The sequence below is a fragment of the Sphingomonas crusticola genome, from assembly GCF_003391115.1.
GTDB lineage: Bacteria > Pseudomonadota > Alphaproteobacteria > Sphingomonadales > Sphingomonadaceae > Sphingomonas_I > Sphingomonas_I crusticola.
Genome location: NZ_QTJP01000001.1, coordinates 1813439 through 1826904, shown reverse-complemented (window position 1 = coordinate 1826904; position 13466 = coordinate 1813439). Strand labels below are relative to the sequence as shown.

General features: G+C 64.7%; 11 protein-coding genes. 6 read left to right on the top strand and 5 right to left on the bottom strand.

Annotation, left to right across the window (positions count from 1 at the left end):
- The first annotated feature begins 139 nt into the window (after window positions 1–139).
- On the top strand, window positions 140–646 hold the full coding sequence (locus tag DX905_RS08605; RefSeq protein ID WP_162875533.1) for a hypothetical protein: 507 nt from the start codon (window positions 140–142) through the stop codon (window positions 644–646).
- A 47-nt stretch (window positions 647–693) separates the two neighbouring features.
- On the opposite strand, the gene DX905_RS08600 is transcribed toward DX905_RS08605, so the two are convergent.
- Window positions 694–1290, bottom strand: coding sequence for a DUF4328 domain-containing protein (locus DX905_RS08600; RefSeq protein ID WP_116090987.1), 597 nt, complete (start codon window positions 1288–1290; stop codon window positions 694–696).
- 155 nt (window positions 1291–1445) lie between these two features.
- Here DX905_RS08600 and DX905_RS08595 point away from each other — a divergent pair, with 155 nt between their 5' ends.
- Window positions 1446–2216: an SDR family NAD(P)-dependent oxidoreductase gene (locus DX905_RS08595; protein WP_116090986.1), complete on the top strand. Its 771-nt coding sequence runs from the start codon at window positions 1446–1448 to the stop codon at window positions 2214–2216.
- Window positions 2217–2247: 31 nt separating this feature from the next.
- On the opposite strand, the gene DX905_RS16170 is transcribed toward DX905_RS08595, so the two are convergent.
- Together DX905_RS16170 and DX905_RS08590 are read right to left on the bottom strand one after the other, a co-directional pair.
- The gene (locus tag DX905_RS16170) at window positions 2248–2421 is read right to left on the bottom strand and encodes a zinc-binding dehydrogenase (RefSeq protein ID WP_205412222.1); all 174 of its coding nucleotides are present in this window, start codon (window positions 2419–2421) and stop codon (window positions 2248–2250) included.
- Window positions 2418–3098, bottom strand: a complete 681-nt coding sequence (locus DX905_RS08590; protein WP_205412221.1) for an NADP-dependent oxidoreductase — start codon at window positions 3096–3098, stop codon at window positions 2418–2420. The genes DX905_RS16170 and DX905_RS08590 overlap by 4 nt, the downstream gene beginning before the upstream one ends.
- 424 nt (window positions 3099–3522) lie before the next feature.
- On the opposite strand from DX905_RS08590, the gene DX905_RS08585 reads away from it, so the two are divergent.
- Window positions 3523–4698 (top strand): zinc-dependent alcohol dehydrogenase, encoded by a 1176-nt coding sequence (locus DX905_RS08585; RefSeq protein ID WP_116090985.1) that lies wholly within the window; start codon window positions 3523–3525, stop codon window positions 4696–4698.
- 336 nt (window positions 4699–5034) lie between these two features.
- Here DX905_RS08585 and DX905_RS16040 read toward each other — a convergent pair whose 3' ends face one another.
- Together DX905_RS16040 and uvrA are read right to left on the bottom strand one after the other, a co-directional pair.
- Window positions 5035–5937 carry a hypothetical protein gene (locus DX905_RS16040; protein WP_162875532.1) on the bottom strand — a complete coding sequence of 301 codons (903 nt, stop codon included), beginning with the start codon at window positions 5935–5937 and terminating at the stop codon, window positions 5035–5037.
- Between the two features lie 508 nt (window positions 5938–6445).
- Complete coding sequence (uvrA, locus tag DX905_RS08580; RefSeq protein ID WP_116090984.1) at window positions 6446–9478, bottom strand: excinuclease ABC subunit UvrA; 3033 nt, start codon at window positions 9476–9478, stop codon at window positions 6446–6448.
- A 276-nt stretch (window positions 9479–9754) separates the two neighbouring features.
- On the opposite strand from uvrA, the gene DX905_RS08575 reads away from it, so the two are divergent.
- The 3 genes from DX905_RS08575 to ggt all read left to right on the top strand — a co-directional run bounded on the left by DX905_RS08575 (window position 9755) and on the right by ggt (window position 13282).
- A complete protein-coding gene (locus tag DX905_RS08575; RefSeq protein WP_205412220.1) occupies window positions 9755–10258 on the top strand; it encodes a DUF1993 domain-containing protein in 504 nt (167 codons plus the stop codon).
- 51 nt (window positions 10259–10309) lie between these two features.
- Window positions 10310–11365, top strand: a complete 1056-nt coding sequence (locus DX905_RS08570; protein ID WP_240320785.1) for a quinone-dependent dihydroorotate dehydrogenase — start codon at window positions 10310–10312, stop codon at window positions 11363–11365.
- A 174-nt stretch (window positions 11366–11539) separates the two neighbouring features.
- A complete protein-coding gene (ggt, locus tag DX905_RS08565) occupies window positions 11540–13282 on the top strand; it encodes a gamma-glutamyltransferase (RefSeq protein WP_116090982.1) in 1743 nt (580 codons plus the stop codon).
- Window positions 13283–13466 lie beyond the last annotated feature (184 nt).

Here is a 13466-nt window from a genome sequence, read left to right as displayed (position 1 = left end):
ATACGCTATATGCTTCAAGCCGAAGGTCTATGACATGCTGCGAGCTTTGCTGCGCGGCATAAGGCCGATCAGCTTCCCGTTGGAGCCTTTCAGCCGCCGAATCGTCCTGTCCACAGGCGCACCCAGATTGGAGGCGAATATGCGCGCGATGATGGTCCTGCCGCTGATGGCGGCGACGATCCAGGCCGGCCCGGCCGCCGCGGTAACGCCCATGTCCCCCACCGCCGGCGCGGACGTGGAAGGCCATGCGATCTTCTATGCCTATCGCCAGCGCAAATGGGACGAGATCGGGGTAAAGCTTCCACCGCCGAGCCGCCTGAGGACGATCATCCCCTTCGCCGAGGGCCGCTTCGGCATGATCAGCTATGAATGCGGCATCCTCAGGAAGAGCGGCCGGCTGTCGGGCTGCCAGACGCGGATCGATCCCGCCAACCAGGGCTATGAAGGCGCGGCGAGGAAGCTGCTGCAGGAGCTGCGCGTGACCGGCCAACCGCCGGCCTCGTCGAGGCCGCCGATCACCTATGTGTGGGTGCAACTGCGCCTGTATAATACGATCCGGCCGGCGCACAGCGGACCATGTTGGCCGCCTGCCTGTGTGGCCACGCCAGCGCCCCCGCCCCCGCCCCCTGCTTCTCCACCCCGGTAGAGCGAAGCTTCCTCGTTTCCCAGGCCCCGCGGATCCTTGTCGCGAGCTCAGGCGAAGGCTGCTTCGCCGGCGGCTTGCCGTTGCGCGGCAGTCACCCGGCGGAAGATCATGACCAGCGCCACGCATAGCGGGACGCCGAAGATGCCGCTGGCGAGATCGAAGGAGGCGGCAAGCGCGGCGTCCTTAATCCTGAAGCTTGCCTGCCCAAGGACATTGTTGAGCAGCCAAAGACCCCACCAGACCGACAGCAACGTCGGTGCGTCGCGGCCGTGCCCCGTGCGATAATGGCTCGCTAGCCAGGTTTCCTTCATCGCCTGGAACGGCCTCACCAGATTGGCGAATGGCACGAAGAACCAGCCCACGGCCCAGCCGGGCGCGATCGTCAGGTCGCTCGCCAGCGTGTGCGCGTTGCTGCTCGCGCGGTAGATCCATCGCCCGACGAGGATGATCGTTGCCGCCAAGATCAGTAGATAGAGCAAGGCGAGATATTCGACCGGGCCGACATGATCCGGCGCGGGGGGTGCTGCCGCGAGATTCAGCTCGTAGAAATTGCCCATGCCGAACAGCAGGTTCACCGCCATGAAAGCCCACACGGCGATGCCTGCCGACCGCGTGATGCCGGACAGATCCTTATAGTCCTTCATAACCCCAAGCCCCTCGCCCCGATTCCACGCACAAGCTTGCACCGAAAAGCCGCTGTCGCAAGCGGAATGTTCTGCCTCTGTTCGGCGGACGGCGTCTCTCGCATCCGGATCGTCATCCCCGCGTTGGGCCCCCGTTGGTATTCAGGGAAGCGGCCATGGCACGGATCTTCATCACCGGCAGTACGGACGGCCTCGGGCTTGCGGCGGCGCAGTCGCTGATCGCGGACGGCCACGATATCGTGCTCCACGCGCGCACGACCGAGCGGCGGGCGGCGCTTGGCGAATTCGCGGAGCGGGCCGCCGGCGTGGCGATCGGCGATCTCAGCCGGGCCGAGGACGTTCGCCGCATCGCCGGACAGGTCGACGCGATCGGGCGGATGGACGCGGTCATCCACAATGCCGGCGTCTACAATGCGCCCGCGCGCGGTTCGACGCCGGAGGGCCATGCCGTCACGCTCGCGGTCAATTTGCTCGCGCCCTACATGCTGACCGCGCTGATGCAGCGGCCGGACCGGCTAGTCGCTATGAGCAGCGGGCTGCATCGCGGCGGCGGCGACGGCGCGCTCGACGATATCGACTGGACGGCGCGGCGCTGGGATGCGGGCCGCGCTTATGGCGAGAGCAAGCTGTACATCGTCGCGCTCGCCTTCGCGCTGGCGCGGCGCTGGCCGGAGGTGCTGAGCAATGCGGTCGATCCCGGCTGGGTGCGCACCAAGATGGGCGGGGCCTCCGCGCCGGTCGACATCGCCACCGGCGCCGCCACGCAGGCGTGGCTGGCGGGAAGCGACGATCCCGCCGCAAAGGTCAGCGGCCGCTACTGGCACCATATGCGGCAGGAGGAGCCGGCGGCGTCAGCGATGGACGAAGGCGTGCAGGATCGGCTGCTGGCGCGGTTGGCGGAGCTGACCGGCGTCGAGCTCGCCTGACTTTACGGGCGGTCGGTGACGTATCCGCTGCTCAGGTGAGCAGCACGATCTTTCCGCCCCCGCCTTTTTCCAGTGATTCGTGCGCGGCGGCGACGTCGTGCAGCGGCATGCGGCGGCTGATCGGCACGACGAAATTGCCGTCGCGCATATCCTCGGCAAATGTGCGGAGGCGGGCGGGATCGGGCTGCGCGAACACGCGGGTCACCTCGACCGACGCGTTTTCGCGGCCTCTTCCGGGAGCACCGACGCATAGCCGAAGCGGCCGCCGGGCTTCACCTTGCCGAGAAGCTTCGCCGCGGTCTCGCCACCGACCGTGTCGGCGACGCCATCGACGGGCTCCAGCCGCGCGATGGCATCGTCGTCGTCGAGGGCGACGGTGGCATCGGCGCCCAGACTTTCCGCCTCGGCCAGCTGGCGTGCGCGGACGCCGGCGATGACCCTGGCGCCGAGCGTCTTCGCGCTGTGGACGGCCGCGCGGCCGACGCTGCCGAGGGCACCGCTGACGAGGATCGTCTGCCCCGGCTGCGCCTGGGTGGCGCGCCGGACGAGCTGATCGCCCGTCAACGATATGAGCGGGATGGCGGCCGCCTCGATCGGATCAAGGCCGTCGGGCAGGTGCGTCACCAACGCCGCCTTGACCGCCACGATCCCGGCATAGGTCGCATCCGCCATGGCGATGACGGTGTCGCCGGGCTTGAAGTCCCGCACGTCACTGCCGACCGCCGTCACCACGCCGCTCACATCCTTGCCGAGAATGGCGGGCAGGTTCAGCGGGAAATCCTTCTGCCGGGCCCCGGAGCGAACCTTCCAGTCGATCGGGTTCACGCTCGTCGCGACCGATTTGATCAGCACGATATCGGGGCCCAGCTCGGGTTCGGGCACGTCGTCCTCATATTCAGGACGTCCGGCCCGCCATATTCATAGATCCGCACCGCTCGCATCGTCGCGCCTCCATATTGTCGCCGGCAGGGTTAACGCACGGGCGCGGATCGTGGCGCTGGCAAAGGCGGCCTGACGGCTCGGTCCGGCGCGATCCGGGCGCGGTGTGGCCTGCCGGGCCACTCTCCGCGTCATGCCAAGGGCTGGCATCCCTCTCTTCGCGCACGTGTGGCGTGCGTGGAGAGAGCCATGGACCCCAGCCTGCGCTGGGGTGACGTGGTCGTGACGCGGCAGGAAAGTCTTTTGATCACATAGGTTAAGATGATCCGCGCCGGGACGATTGTGCGGGCCCGATCGCGCCGAGCGCACGTTGTCCGCACTCATGCACCGACGGCCGGTGCCCTCAATTCGAAATTGGAGAATCCCGATGCGTGCACTCGTCTGGCATGGAAAAGGCGACGTGCGCGTCGACAATGTCGCGGAGCCCGAGATCCAGCATCCGCGCGATGCCATCATCAAGGTCACCGCCTGCGCGATCTGCGGATCCGATCTGCATCTGCTGGACGGATATCAGCCGACGATGGAATCGGGCGACATCCTTGGCCACGAGAATATGGGCGAGGTCGTCGCGCTCGGTTCCGAGGTGACCAATCTCAAGATCGGCGATCGCGTGGTCGTGCCGTTCACGATCAGCTGCGGCGATTGCTGGTTCTGCCGCAAGGGCCTCTTTTCGGCCTGCGAGCGGACCAACCCCAATGCCGAGATGGCGATCAAGGCGATGGGCCATTCGCCCGCCGGCCTGTTCGGCTTCAGCCATATGCTGGGCGGCTATTGCGGCGGTCAGGCGGAATATCTGCGCGTGCCGATGGCCGATATCGGCCCGATCAAGGTGCCGGACAGCGTCTCCGACGAGCAGGCATTGTTCCTGTCCGACATCTTCCCGACCGGCTATATGGCGGCCGAGAATGCGCAGATCGAGCCCGGCGACACGGTCGCGGTGTGGGGTTGCGGGCCGGTCGGCCAGTTCGCCATCCGCTCCGCGCTGATGCTGGGCGCGGGCCGCATCATCGCGATCGACAAAGTCCCGGAACGGCTCGCCATGGCCGAGGCCGGCGGCGCGGAGACGATCGATTTCTCGCAGGTCGATGTCTATGACGAGCTGCAGTTCCGCACCAAGGGGCGCGGCCCGGACAGCTGTATCGACGCGGTCGGGTGCGAGGCGGCCGGCCATGGCGCGGTCGATGCGGTCGTCGACAAGGTGAAGGCGGCGACCTTCCTGGCGACCGATCGCGTGCATGTGCTGCGCCAGGCGATCATGAGCTGCCGCATGGGCGGCACGGTCTCCGTCCCGGGCGTCTATGTCGGCATGGGCGACAAGATCCCGATCGGCGCGATGATGAACAAGGGCCTGACGATCAAGAGCGGGCAGACGCATGTGCAGCGTTACACCAAGCCGCTGCTGGCGCGGATCGAGGCGGGCGACATCGACCCGAGCTTCGTCGTCACGCACCCGGCCAGCCTGGAAGACGCCCCGGAGATGTACAAGAAGTTCCGCGACAAGGAAGACGGCGTCATCAAGGTCGTGATGCGCCCGCACGGGTGACGTAGAGCGCAGCGCCCGGATATTATGTCCGGGCGCTGCGGCGCGTTTTTAGAAGCGAGTTGCCGCATCGCGCGTGGCGAATCTGCGAAGAGCCATGTTGAGCGCCGCCTTGCTGCTGCGATATACTCGCCTCGGCCATTCTCGTTATTGGCAATGCTGCCCTGGCCGGGCGCCGCTGCCGAGCGTTAGAATTGCGTATTGTGTCCCCGGAACTGTCGACGTCCGCGACCACCTCGAAGCCAAGCCGAAGATCAGGATGGATCAGCCGCGCGTGACATGCCGGGCCCGGACGGCTGATGACGTCGTGCGCTGCATCTCTTCCTCCGACCACCTGACTTAGGAGCTTTCTGCGTCCGCAATTATTTGTACAACACGGCTCATAATTGATTGAGCATCAGCGTCAGATGCTTCCATCATGTGAATGTCGATTTCGAACTCATTCTCGCCTATGTTTGTTATAATACAATAAACGTATGGAATTAGATCAATAAGTTTTTCTACTTCATCAGCTTTTTCTTGATCAAAATTTCCTGTCAATTCCGCAATTTTCTTGAATCTCGAAGGAGTTGCGTTTGCTCTTGATCTAGCTCTCGGTGGTGAAGGCGCGCGCTGAGAACGCTCTATCCGCGCGACAGCAGCAGTTAATTCATCAATTCTGTCTTTAATGTATTCGTCAGATGTGAGAGTAACAGTTGCCGGCGTCACGGTCTCAAATCTAAACTGTTCAACAAATGATTGGTAATTTCCGGCCTCAGCCGCAACAGTTACACTTTTAATCTTTTTAGATAATTTCTCTATGAAGTCTTCTATGGAGTTATACTCTAAGTTTCTTTGATATTCTATATATCCAATCGTGCTTATATCAAAAGGTGGCTTCTGAACACGGTCCGTTACTATAATTGTAGGCCGCTTAGTTGAAAGTCTGAGCCCAGCCTCAAGCATTACATTGGGATTAAGTGCGCTAACGTCACATACAACAACATCGTTCTCATAGAGATTTTGCAATATCGCCGATTGTATTACGTCTATTTCGGCATTCTCCCATACGAGCTGAGATCGTAAGCCGGCTCGCTCGATTGCTCGTTGCAAGATTTTTCGCACCCGGCGCCAGTGTTCTTCGGAATATTCATCATCAATCCCGGCAATCGGCATGACGATCCCGCACACTTTGCGCACATCAGACCGCAGCTCAGACGCAGCGGGCTGCTCGTCGGCTAACATTTGCTCCTTTTCAGCCATAATCGTTGCCTTGTTAGCGGGATGACTGTGAACCTGAAGGAACACCAATCCAGATAATAAGCGGGAACAAAACTCCCACTCGCTTATATCCTAGTCCATCTTTTCTCTAAAAGTTGCGCTTATCCTTCTGTGGCTGTCGATAACCGAGTCGAACGTCACTTCTTCGTCCGACATAGCTGCGGCGACAAACTTCATATTCCCGCTCACCGGCTCCGCAACACCGTTGCTACATAGAACGTCACTTCTCCAGCGCGGTCAAGCCACCCAGTTTGCTGCGCAACATTCTCGCTCGACTTTCGCCCCTCCTCCCGCGAATACGACCGCACCAGACGGTTCTCGACGCCCGCGTTGGGCACTGATCAGGATGCTTAGGATCAACTAGCAGGCGCAGCGCTGACGGTGCGCGCAGCAGCGCCAGGGCGGCGAGCCGGCCGGCCTTTCCTTTTTTTCAGGAACGGTCAAATTGGGACTCCCCCTCTCAAACTCCTCCCCGCAAGCGAGAGGAACATCACTCCGCCGCCACAGCCTCGCGCTTCTGATCCAAAAGCGGCTTGAGGTAGTGCCCCGTATAAGACCGCGCCTCCTTAACCACCTGCTCCGGCGTGCCGGTCGCCACGATCTCGCCGCCTTTGTCACCACCCTCCGGCCCGAGGTCGATGATCCAGTCGGCGGTCTTGATCACCTCCAGATTATGCTCAATCACGACGACGGTATTGCCCTGCTCCACCAGCGCGTGGAGCACCTCCAGCAATTTGCGGACGTCGTCGAAATGGAGGCCGGTGGTCGGCTCGTCGAGGATGTAGAGCGTGTTGCCGGTGGCGCGGCGGCTGAGTTCCTTGGCGAGTTTGACGCGTTGCGCCTCGCCGCCTGAGAGCGTCGTCGCCTGCTGGCCGACCTTGACGTAGCCGAGGCCGACCTCGGCGAGCATCGCCATCTTGTCGCGGATGCTGGGCACCGCCTTGAAGAATTCGACCGCATCCTCGACCGTCATGTCGAGCACGTCGGCGATGCTCTTGTCGCGGAACTTCACCTCCAAAGTCTCGCGATTGTAGCGCTGGCCGTGGCACACGTCGCAGGTGACGTAGACGTCGGGCAGGAAGTGCATCTCGATCTTGAGCACGCCGTCGCCCTGGCACGCCTCGCAGCGGCCGCCCTTGACGTTGAAGCTGAAGCGGCCGGGCTTGTAACCGCGCGCCTGGCTTTCCGGCAGGCCGGCGAACCAGTCGCGGATCTGGGTGAAGCTGCCGGTATAAGTGGCCGGGTTGGAGCGCGGGGTGCGGCCGATCGGCGACTGATCGATGTCGATCACCTTGTCGAGATATTGCAGCCCCTCGATCTTCTCATGATGGCCGGCGAGCATGCGCGCGCCGTTGAGCTGGCGCGCGGCGCTGGCGTAGAGCGTGTCGATCGTGAAGGTCGACTTGCCCGATCCGGACACGCCGGTGATGCAGGTGAAGGTGCCGAGCGGGATCGACGCGCTGACATTCTTGAGGTTGTTGGCGCGCGCGCCCTTGACCGTCAGCTTCTTGCCATTGCCCTTGCGGCGCTTGTCCGGCAGCGGGACCATGCGGCGCCCGGTGAGATAATCGGCGGTGAGGCTGTCGGTGTTGGCGAGCACCTCTTCGAGCGAGCCCTGCGCGATGACCTCGCCGCCATGCACGCCCGCGCCCGGGCCCATGTCGATCACATAATCGGCGGTGCGGATCGCATCCTCGTCATGCTCGACGACGATGACGGTATTGCCGAGATCGCGCAGCCGCTTGAGCGTGACGATCAGCCGGTCATTGTCGCGCTGGTGCAGGCCGATCGAGGGCTCGTCGAGCACGTAGAGCACGCCCGACAGGCCGGAGCCGATCTGGCTGGCGAGGCGGATGCGCTGGCTCTCGCCGCCGGACAAGGTGCCGCTGGTGCGATCGAGGTTGAGATAATCGAGCCCGACATTGTCGAGGAAGCCCAGCCGCTCGACGATCTCTTTCAGGATCGGGGTCGCGATCTGGCTCTGCTGCGGGTTGAGATGCTCCGGCATCGCGCGGAAGAAGGCGAGCGCGGGGCCGACCGCGCGGCGGGTCGACATGGAGATATCCTCGCCGGCGATCTTGACCGCGAGTGCCTCGGGCTTGAGGCGGGCGCCGTGGCAGACCTCGCACGGGGCGGCGGATTGGTATTTGGAGAGCTCCTCGCGCATCCACGCACTCTCCGTCGAGAGCATGCGCCGTTCGAGATTGCCGACCACGCCCTCGAACGCCTTGGTGACGGTGTAGCTCTTGCGCCCGTCGATGAAGGTGAGCGGGATCGCCTTGCCCTGCGTGCCGGTGAGGATGGCGGCGCGCTGCTCCTCGCTCAGTTCGTTGAACGGCGTGTCGAGGCTGAAGTCGTAAGCCTTCGCCAGGCTGGCGAGCACCTGCATGTAATAAGGGCTGGGCGGCTGCGACTTGGCCCACGGCACGATCGCGCCCTTCTTGAGCGAGAGATGCTCGTTGGGCACGACCAGCTGCGGGTCGAAATAGAGCTTTTCGCCGAGGCCGTCGCACGCCGGGCAGGCGCCCTGGGGGGCGTTGAACGAGAAGAGCCGCGGCTCGATCTCGGCGATGGTGAAGCCGGAGACGGGGCAGGCGAATTTTTCGGAGAAGACGATACGGTTGGCGGGGATGCCGGTGTTTTTCATCCCCGTTCGTGCTGAGCTTGCCGAAGCATTGTCCTTCCCTTCGCCGGAAGAAGAAGGCAGCCCCCGTTCGACGCCGCCTTCGGCGTCGCTCAGGGCAGGCTTACCAGGCTCAGGGCGAACGGATTTGTTACCGCTCAGCGCTTCCTCGACCGTGCCCTCGGCGAGATCGATATAGACCAGGCCGTCGGCCAGCTTGAGCGCGGTCTCGAAGCTTTGCGCGAGGCGCGTCTCGATGCCTTCGCGGATGGCGAGGCGGTCGACCACGACCTCAATGTCATGCTTGTATTTCTTGTCGAGCGCGGGCGCTTCCTCGATCTCCATCATCGCCCCGTCGATGCGGACGCGGGTGAAGCCGGCCTTCTGCCATTCGGCGAGCTCCTTCTTATACTCGCCTTTGCGGCCGCGTACGGCGGGGGCGAGCAGGTAGAAACGCGTGCCCTCGGGCAGCTGCATGACGCGGTCGACCATCTGGCTGACGGTCTGCGCGCTGATCGGCAGGCCGGTCTCGGGCGAATAGGGAATGCCGACGCGCGCCCACAGCAGGCGCATATAATCGTAGATTTCGGTGACGGTGGCGACGGTCGAGCGCGGGTTACGGCTGGTCGTCTTCTGCTCGATCGAGATGGCGGGCGAGAGGCCCTCGATATGCTCGACGTCGGGCTTCTGCATCAGCTCGAGGAACTGGCGGGCATAAGCCGACAGGCTCTCGACGTAGCGGCGCTGGCCCTCGGCATAGATGGTGTCGAAGGCGAGGCTGGACTTGCCCGAACCGGACAGGCCGGTGATGACGGTGAGCGTCTCGCGCGGAATGTCGACATTCACGCCCTTGAGATTGTGCTCGCGGGCACCACGCACGGAGATGTGGGTCAAGGCCATGGGTCGAGTTTGTTCCAGTTATGTTCGGATTACAAGCACGCCCTCGAAGACTTTGGGCGCCCGCACCTTCCAGATGGGAACGCAGGACGGGATTTGAAGATGCGAAGCTTCTTCCGTCATCCTGAACTCGTTTCAGGATCCATTGTCCCACGCATCCATCGGCCTGGGTTCCTGCGTGCCGATGGATGCTGAAACAAGTTCAGCATGACCGGCGGTTGTATGGTTCCGCGAGCGCACCATCTCGGCGGCTCAATCATAATTCACAGGGAGTCACCCATGCTTTCGCTCTACGATATCAGCGTTCCGGTCTTCATCCGCGCGTTCCGCAATATGGACGCCTTCCTGGCCAAGGGCGCGGACTGGTTCGCGGAACAGGGCCGGCCGGAGAGCGAGCTCACCACCGCGCGGCTGATCGCCGACATGGCCCCGCTGACCGGGCAGATCCAGCGCGCGAGCGACAGCGCCAAGGGGGTCGCGGTGCGCGTCGGCGGGGTGGAGAATGTCGCCATGGCCGATGAGGAGGTGACGATCGCCGATCTGCGCGCGCGCATCGCCAGGACGATCGCATTCCTGGAGGCGACACCGCGCGACGGTTTCGACGGCAAGGAGGATGCGACGGTCGAGATCAAGACGCCCAACCGCACGATGACCTTCAGCGGGCGCGATTATGTGCTCGGTTTCGCGGTGCCGAATTTCTTCTTCCACGTCACCACGGCCTACGCGCTGCTGCGCAGGGAAGGCGTGCCGATCGGCAAGATGGATTATCTCGGCGCCGCCTAGCCGCATCAGGATGGGCCGCCCCGCAACCAGTCCGGGGTGACGAACAAGAAGATGGCGATCTATAGCGCGGGCATGGCGCTTTATCCGCTCGTCCGTCCGTTGCTGTTCACGCTCGATGCGGAGCGTGCGCACGGGTTGGCGTTGCGGATGGCGCGGGCCTTGCCGGCGCGGCCCGCGCGGCACGATGCGCGGCTGGCGGTGGAGGTGGCGGGGCTGAGCTTCCCCAGCCCGATCGGCCTGGCGGCGGGTCTCGACAAGGATGCCGAGGCGCCGGACGCATTCCTGGCGCTGGGCTTCGGCTTCGTCGAAGTGGGCACGGTGACGCCGCTGCCGCAGGGGGGCAATCCCAGGCCGCGCCTGTTCCGGCTGGTCGAGGATCGGGCGGTGATCAACCGCATGGGCTTCAACAATCAGGGCCAGCCGGCGGCGCTCGCGCGGCTGCGCGCCCGCGCCCGCCGGCCGGGTATCGTCGGGGTCAATATCGGCGCCAACAAGGATGCCGCAGACCGCATCGCCGATTATGTGCAAGGCGTGCGGACGATGGCGCCGGTCGCGGATTATCTGACGGTCAACATCTCCTCACCCAACACGCCGGGCTTGCGCGCGCTGCAGGACGAAGGCGCGCTCGACGCCCTGCTGGCGGCGGTGATGGCGGCGCGGACGGACGGGACGCCGATCTTCCTCAAGATCGCGCCGGATCTGGAGCCGGCGGATGTGGATGCGATCGCACGGGTGGCGATGGCGCAGCGGGTGGATGCGCTGATCGTCAGCAATACCACCATCTCCCGGCCGCCGCTGCGGAGCGCGCATGCCGGCGAAGCGGGCGGCCTGAGCGGCGCGCCGCTGCGGGATCTCGCACTGGCGCGGTTGCGGGATTTCCGGACTGCCACCGGCGGCGGCCTGCCGCTGATCGCCGCCGGCGGCATCGCCAGCGGGGCGGACGCCTTCGCGCGGATCAAGGCCGGGGCGAGCCTGGTGCAATTGTACAGCGCGCTGGTTTATCATGGGCCGGGGCTGGCGCGGCGGATCGAGCGCGAGCTGGCGGCGCTGCTGGCGCGCGAGGGCTTTGCCGACGCCAAGGCGGCGATCGGCGCGGATTATCGGTGATTTGGCGGACCGTGGCACTCGTCCTGCGGAGGGCTGAGCCTGTCCAAGCCCGTCTCGAAGGACGTCCTTCGATACGCCACTTCGTCAAGCTCAGTGGCTACTCAGGATGAGCGGTTGTTGGGCGGTTGCATTTTGCACGCTTGCCCGAGGGAGGCCGCGCTCTATCAAGGCTCCATGATTCAACGCCTGTTGCTCGCGCTGTGCGCCGTCGTCCTGCCGCTGTCGGCGGCATCCGCCAAATCCCCGGCCGTCACCTCGGGCATCGTTTCGGCGGCCGATCCGCGCGCGGCGGCGGCGGGGGTGGCGATATTGCGGCAGGGGGGCAGCGCGGCCGATGCGGCGATCGCGATGATGCTCGCGCTTAACGTGGTCGAGCCGCAGAGTTCGGGCATTGGCGGCGGCGGCTTCATGGTCCACCACGACGCGCGCGCCGGCAAGGTCGACAGCTATGACGGGCGCGAGGCGGCGCCGGCGGCGGCCAACGGCTATTGGTTCTACAAGGACGGAGCGCCTCTGCCGCACAATGACGCGGTACCGGGCGGACGCAGCGTCGGCGTGCCCGGCAATCTGCGGATGATGGCGCTGGCGCATAGTCAGCATGGCCGGCTGGCCTGGGCGGCCTTGTTCCAGCCCGCGATCGCGCTGGCGCGGGACGGTTTCGCGATCACGCCGAGGCTCCACAATTCGCTGGCGAGTTACGGCAAGGCGATCATCTCGGACTGGGGCCGGGCGCATTTCTTCAATGCGGACGGGTCGGCCAAGGCGACCGGCACGATCCTCAAGAATCCGGAGCAGGCGGCATTGCTGGCGCAGATCGCCGCCAAGGGCCCGGATTATTTCTACCATGGCGAGCCCGCGCATAAACTGGTCGCGGCGGTCAACGGCGCGTCAGTCAATCCATCGCAGATGACGCTCGCCGATCTCGCCGCCTACCAGGCCAAGCAACGGCCGCCGGTGTGCGGCACCTATCGCGTGTATCGCGTCTGCGGGATGGGGCCGCCATCCTCGGGCGGCATCACGGTGCTGCTGATCCTCAAGCAGCTCGAACGGTTCGACCTTGCCAAGCTCGGCAAGGACTCGCCCGTCGCCTGGCATCTGCTCGCCGAGAGCGAGCGGCTCGCTTATGCCGATCGCGATGCCTATCTCGGCGATGGCGACCATATCGTCATTCCGCAGAAGGGCCTGCTCGACCCCTCCTACATCGCCGCGCGATCGGCGCTGATCGCGCCGCAGACGACGATGGCGGAGGTCGCGCCCGGCATGCCGGCTGGAGCGCCGCCGCGGGTGCGGGTCGCGCCGGGGCCGGAGCATGGCACCACCGACATGGCGGTGGCCGACGCGCAGGGCAATGTCGCCGAGGTCACTTCCACGATCGAGAGCGTGTTCGGATCGGGGCTGAGCGTCGACGGCACCATGCTCAACAACGAACTCACCGATTTCGATATCGAGCCGACCAAGAACGGCTATCTCGCCGCCAACCGGGTCGAGGGCACCAAGCGCCCGCGCAGCTCGATGGCGCCGACGATCGTTTACGGACCCGACGGCAAGGTACGGATCGCGCTCGGCGCGGCCGGCGGATCGACCATCATCGCGCAGGTCGCCAAGGCGCTGATCGGCGTGCTCGACTGGAAGATGAGCGCGCAGGACGCGATCGCGATGGGGCTGATCTACACGCCTTATCCCGGGGGCGTCGTCGAGAAGGGGACGCAATTGGAGCCGATGCTGCCGGCGCTTGCGGCGCTGGGCGAGCAATTGCGCGCGGCGCCGCTGGGGCTCAAGGCCAATGCCATCGAGCAGGTCGGCGGCCGCTGGAGCGGCGCTGCCGATCCGCGCAGCGAAGGCGTGGCGATGAGCGTCACCGGGCAAGGCACGATCATCCATCGGATCGAACGGGGGCCGAACGCACCGCACGAATAACCAGAACACCAGCCCCGATCGCAGCCATGTCCGGGGGACATGGCGTTCCTGCTTCACGCGTATCGAGCACGGGACCGGTCCTTCGATACGGGCTCTCGATACGCCGCTTCGCAGCTACTCGATCCCTACTCAGGATGAGCGGGTGGGAATCGACATGGTTCGCCCTATAAGGGATTTCGATCCG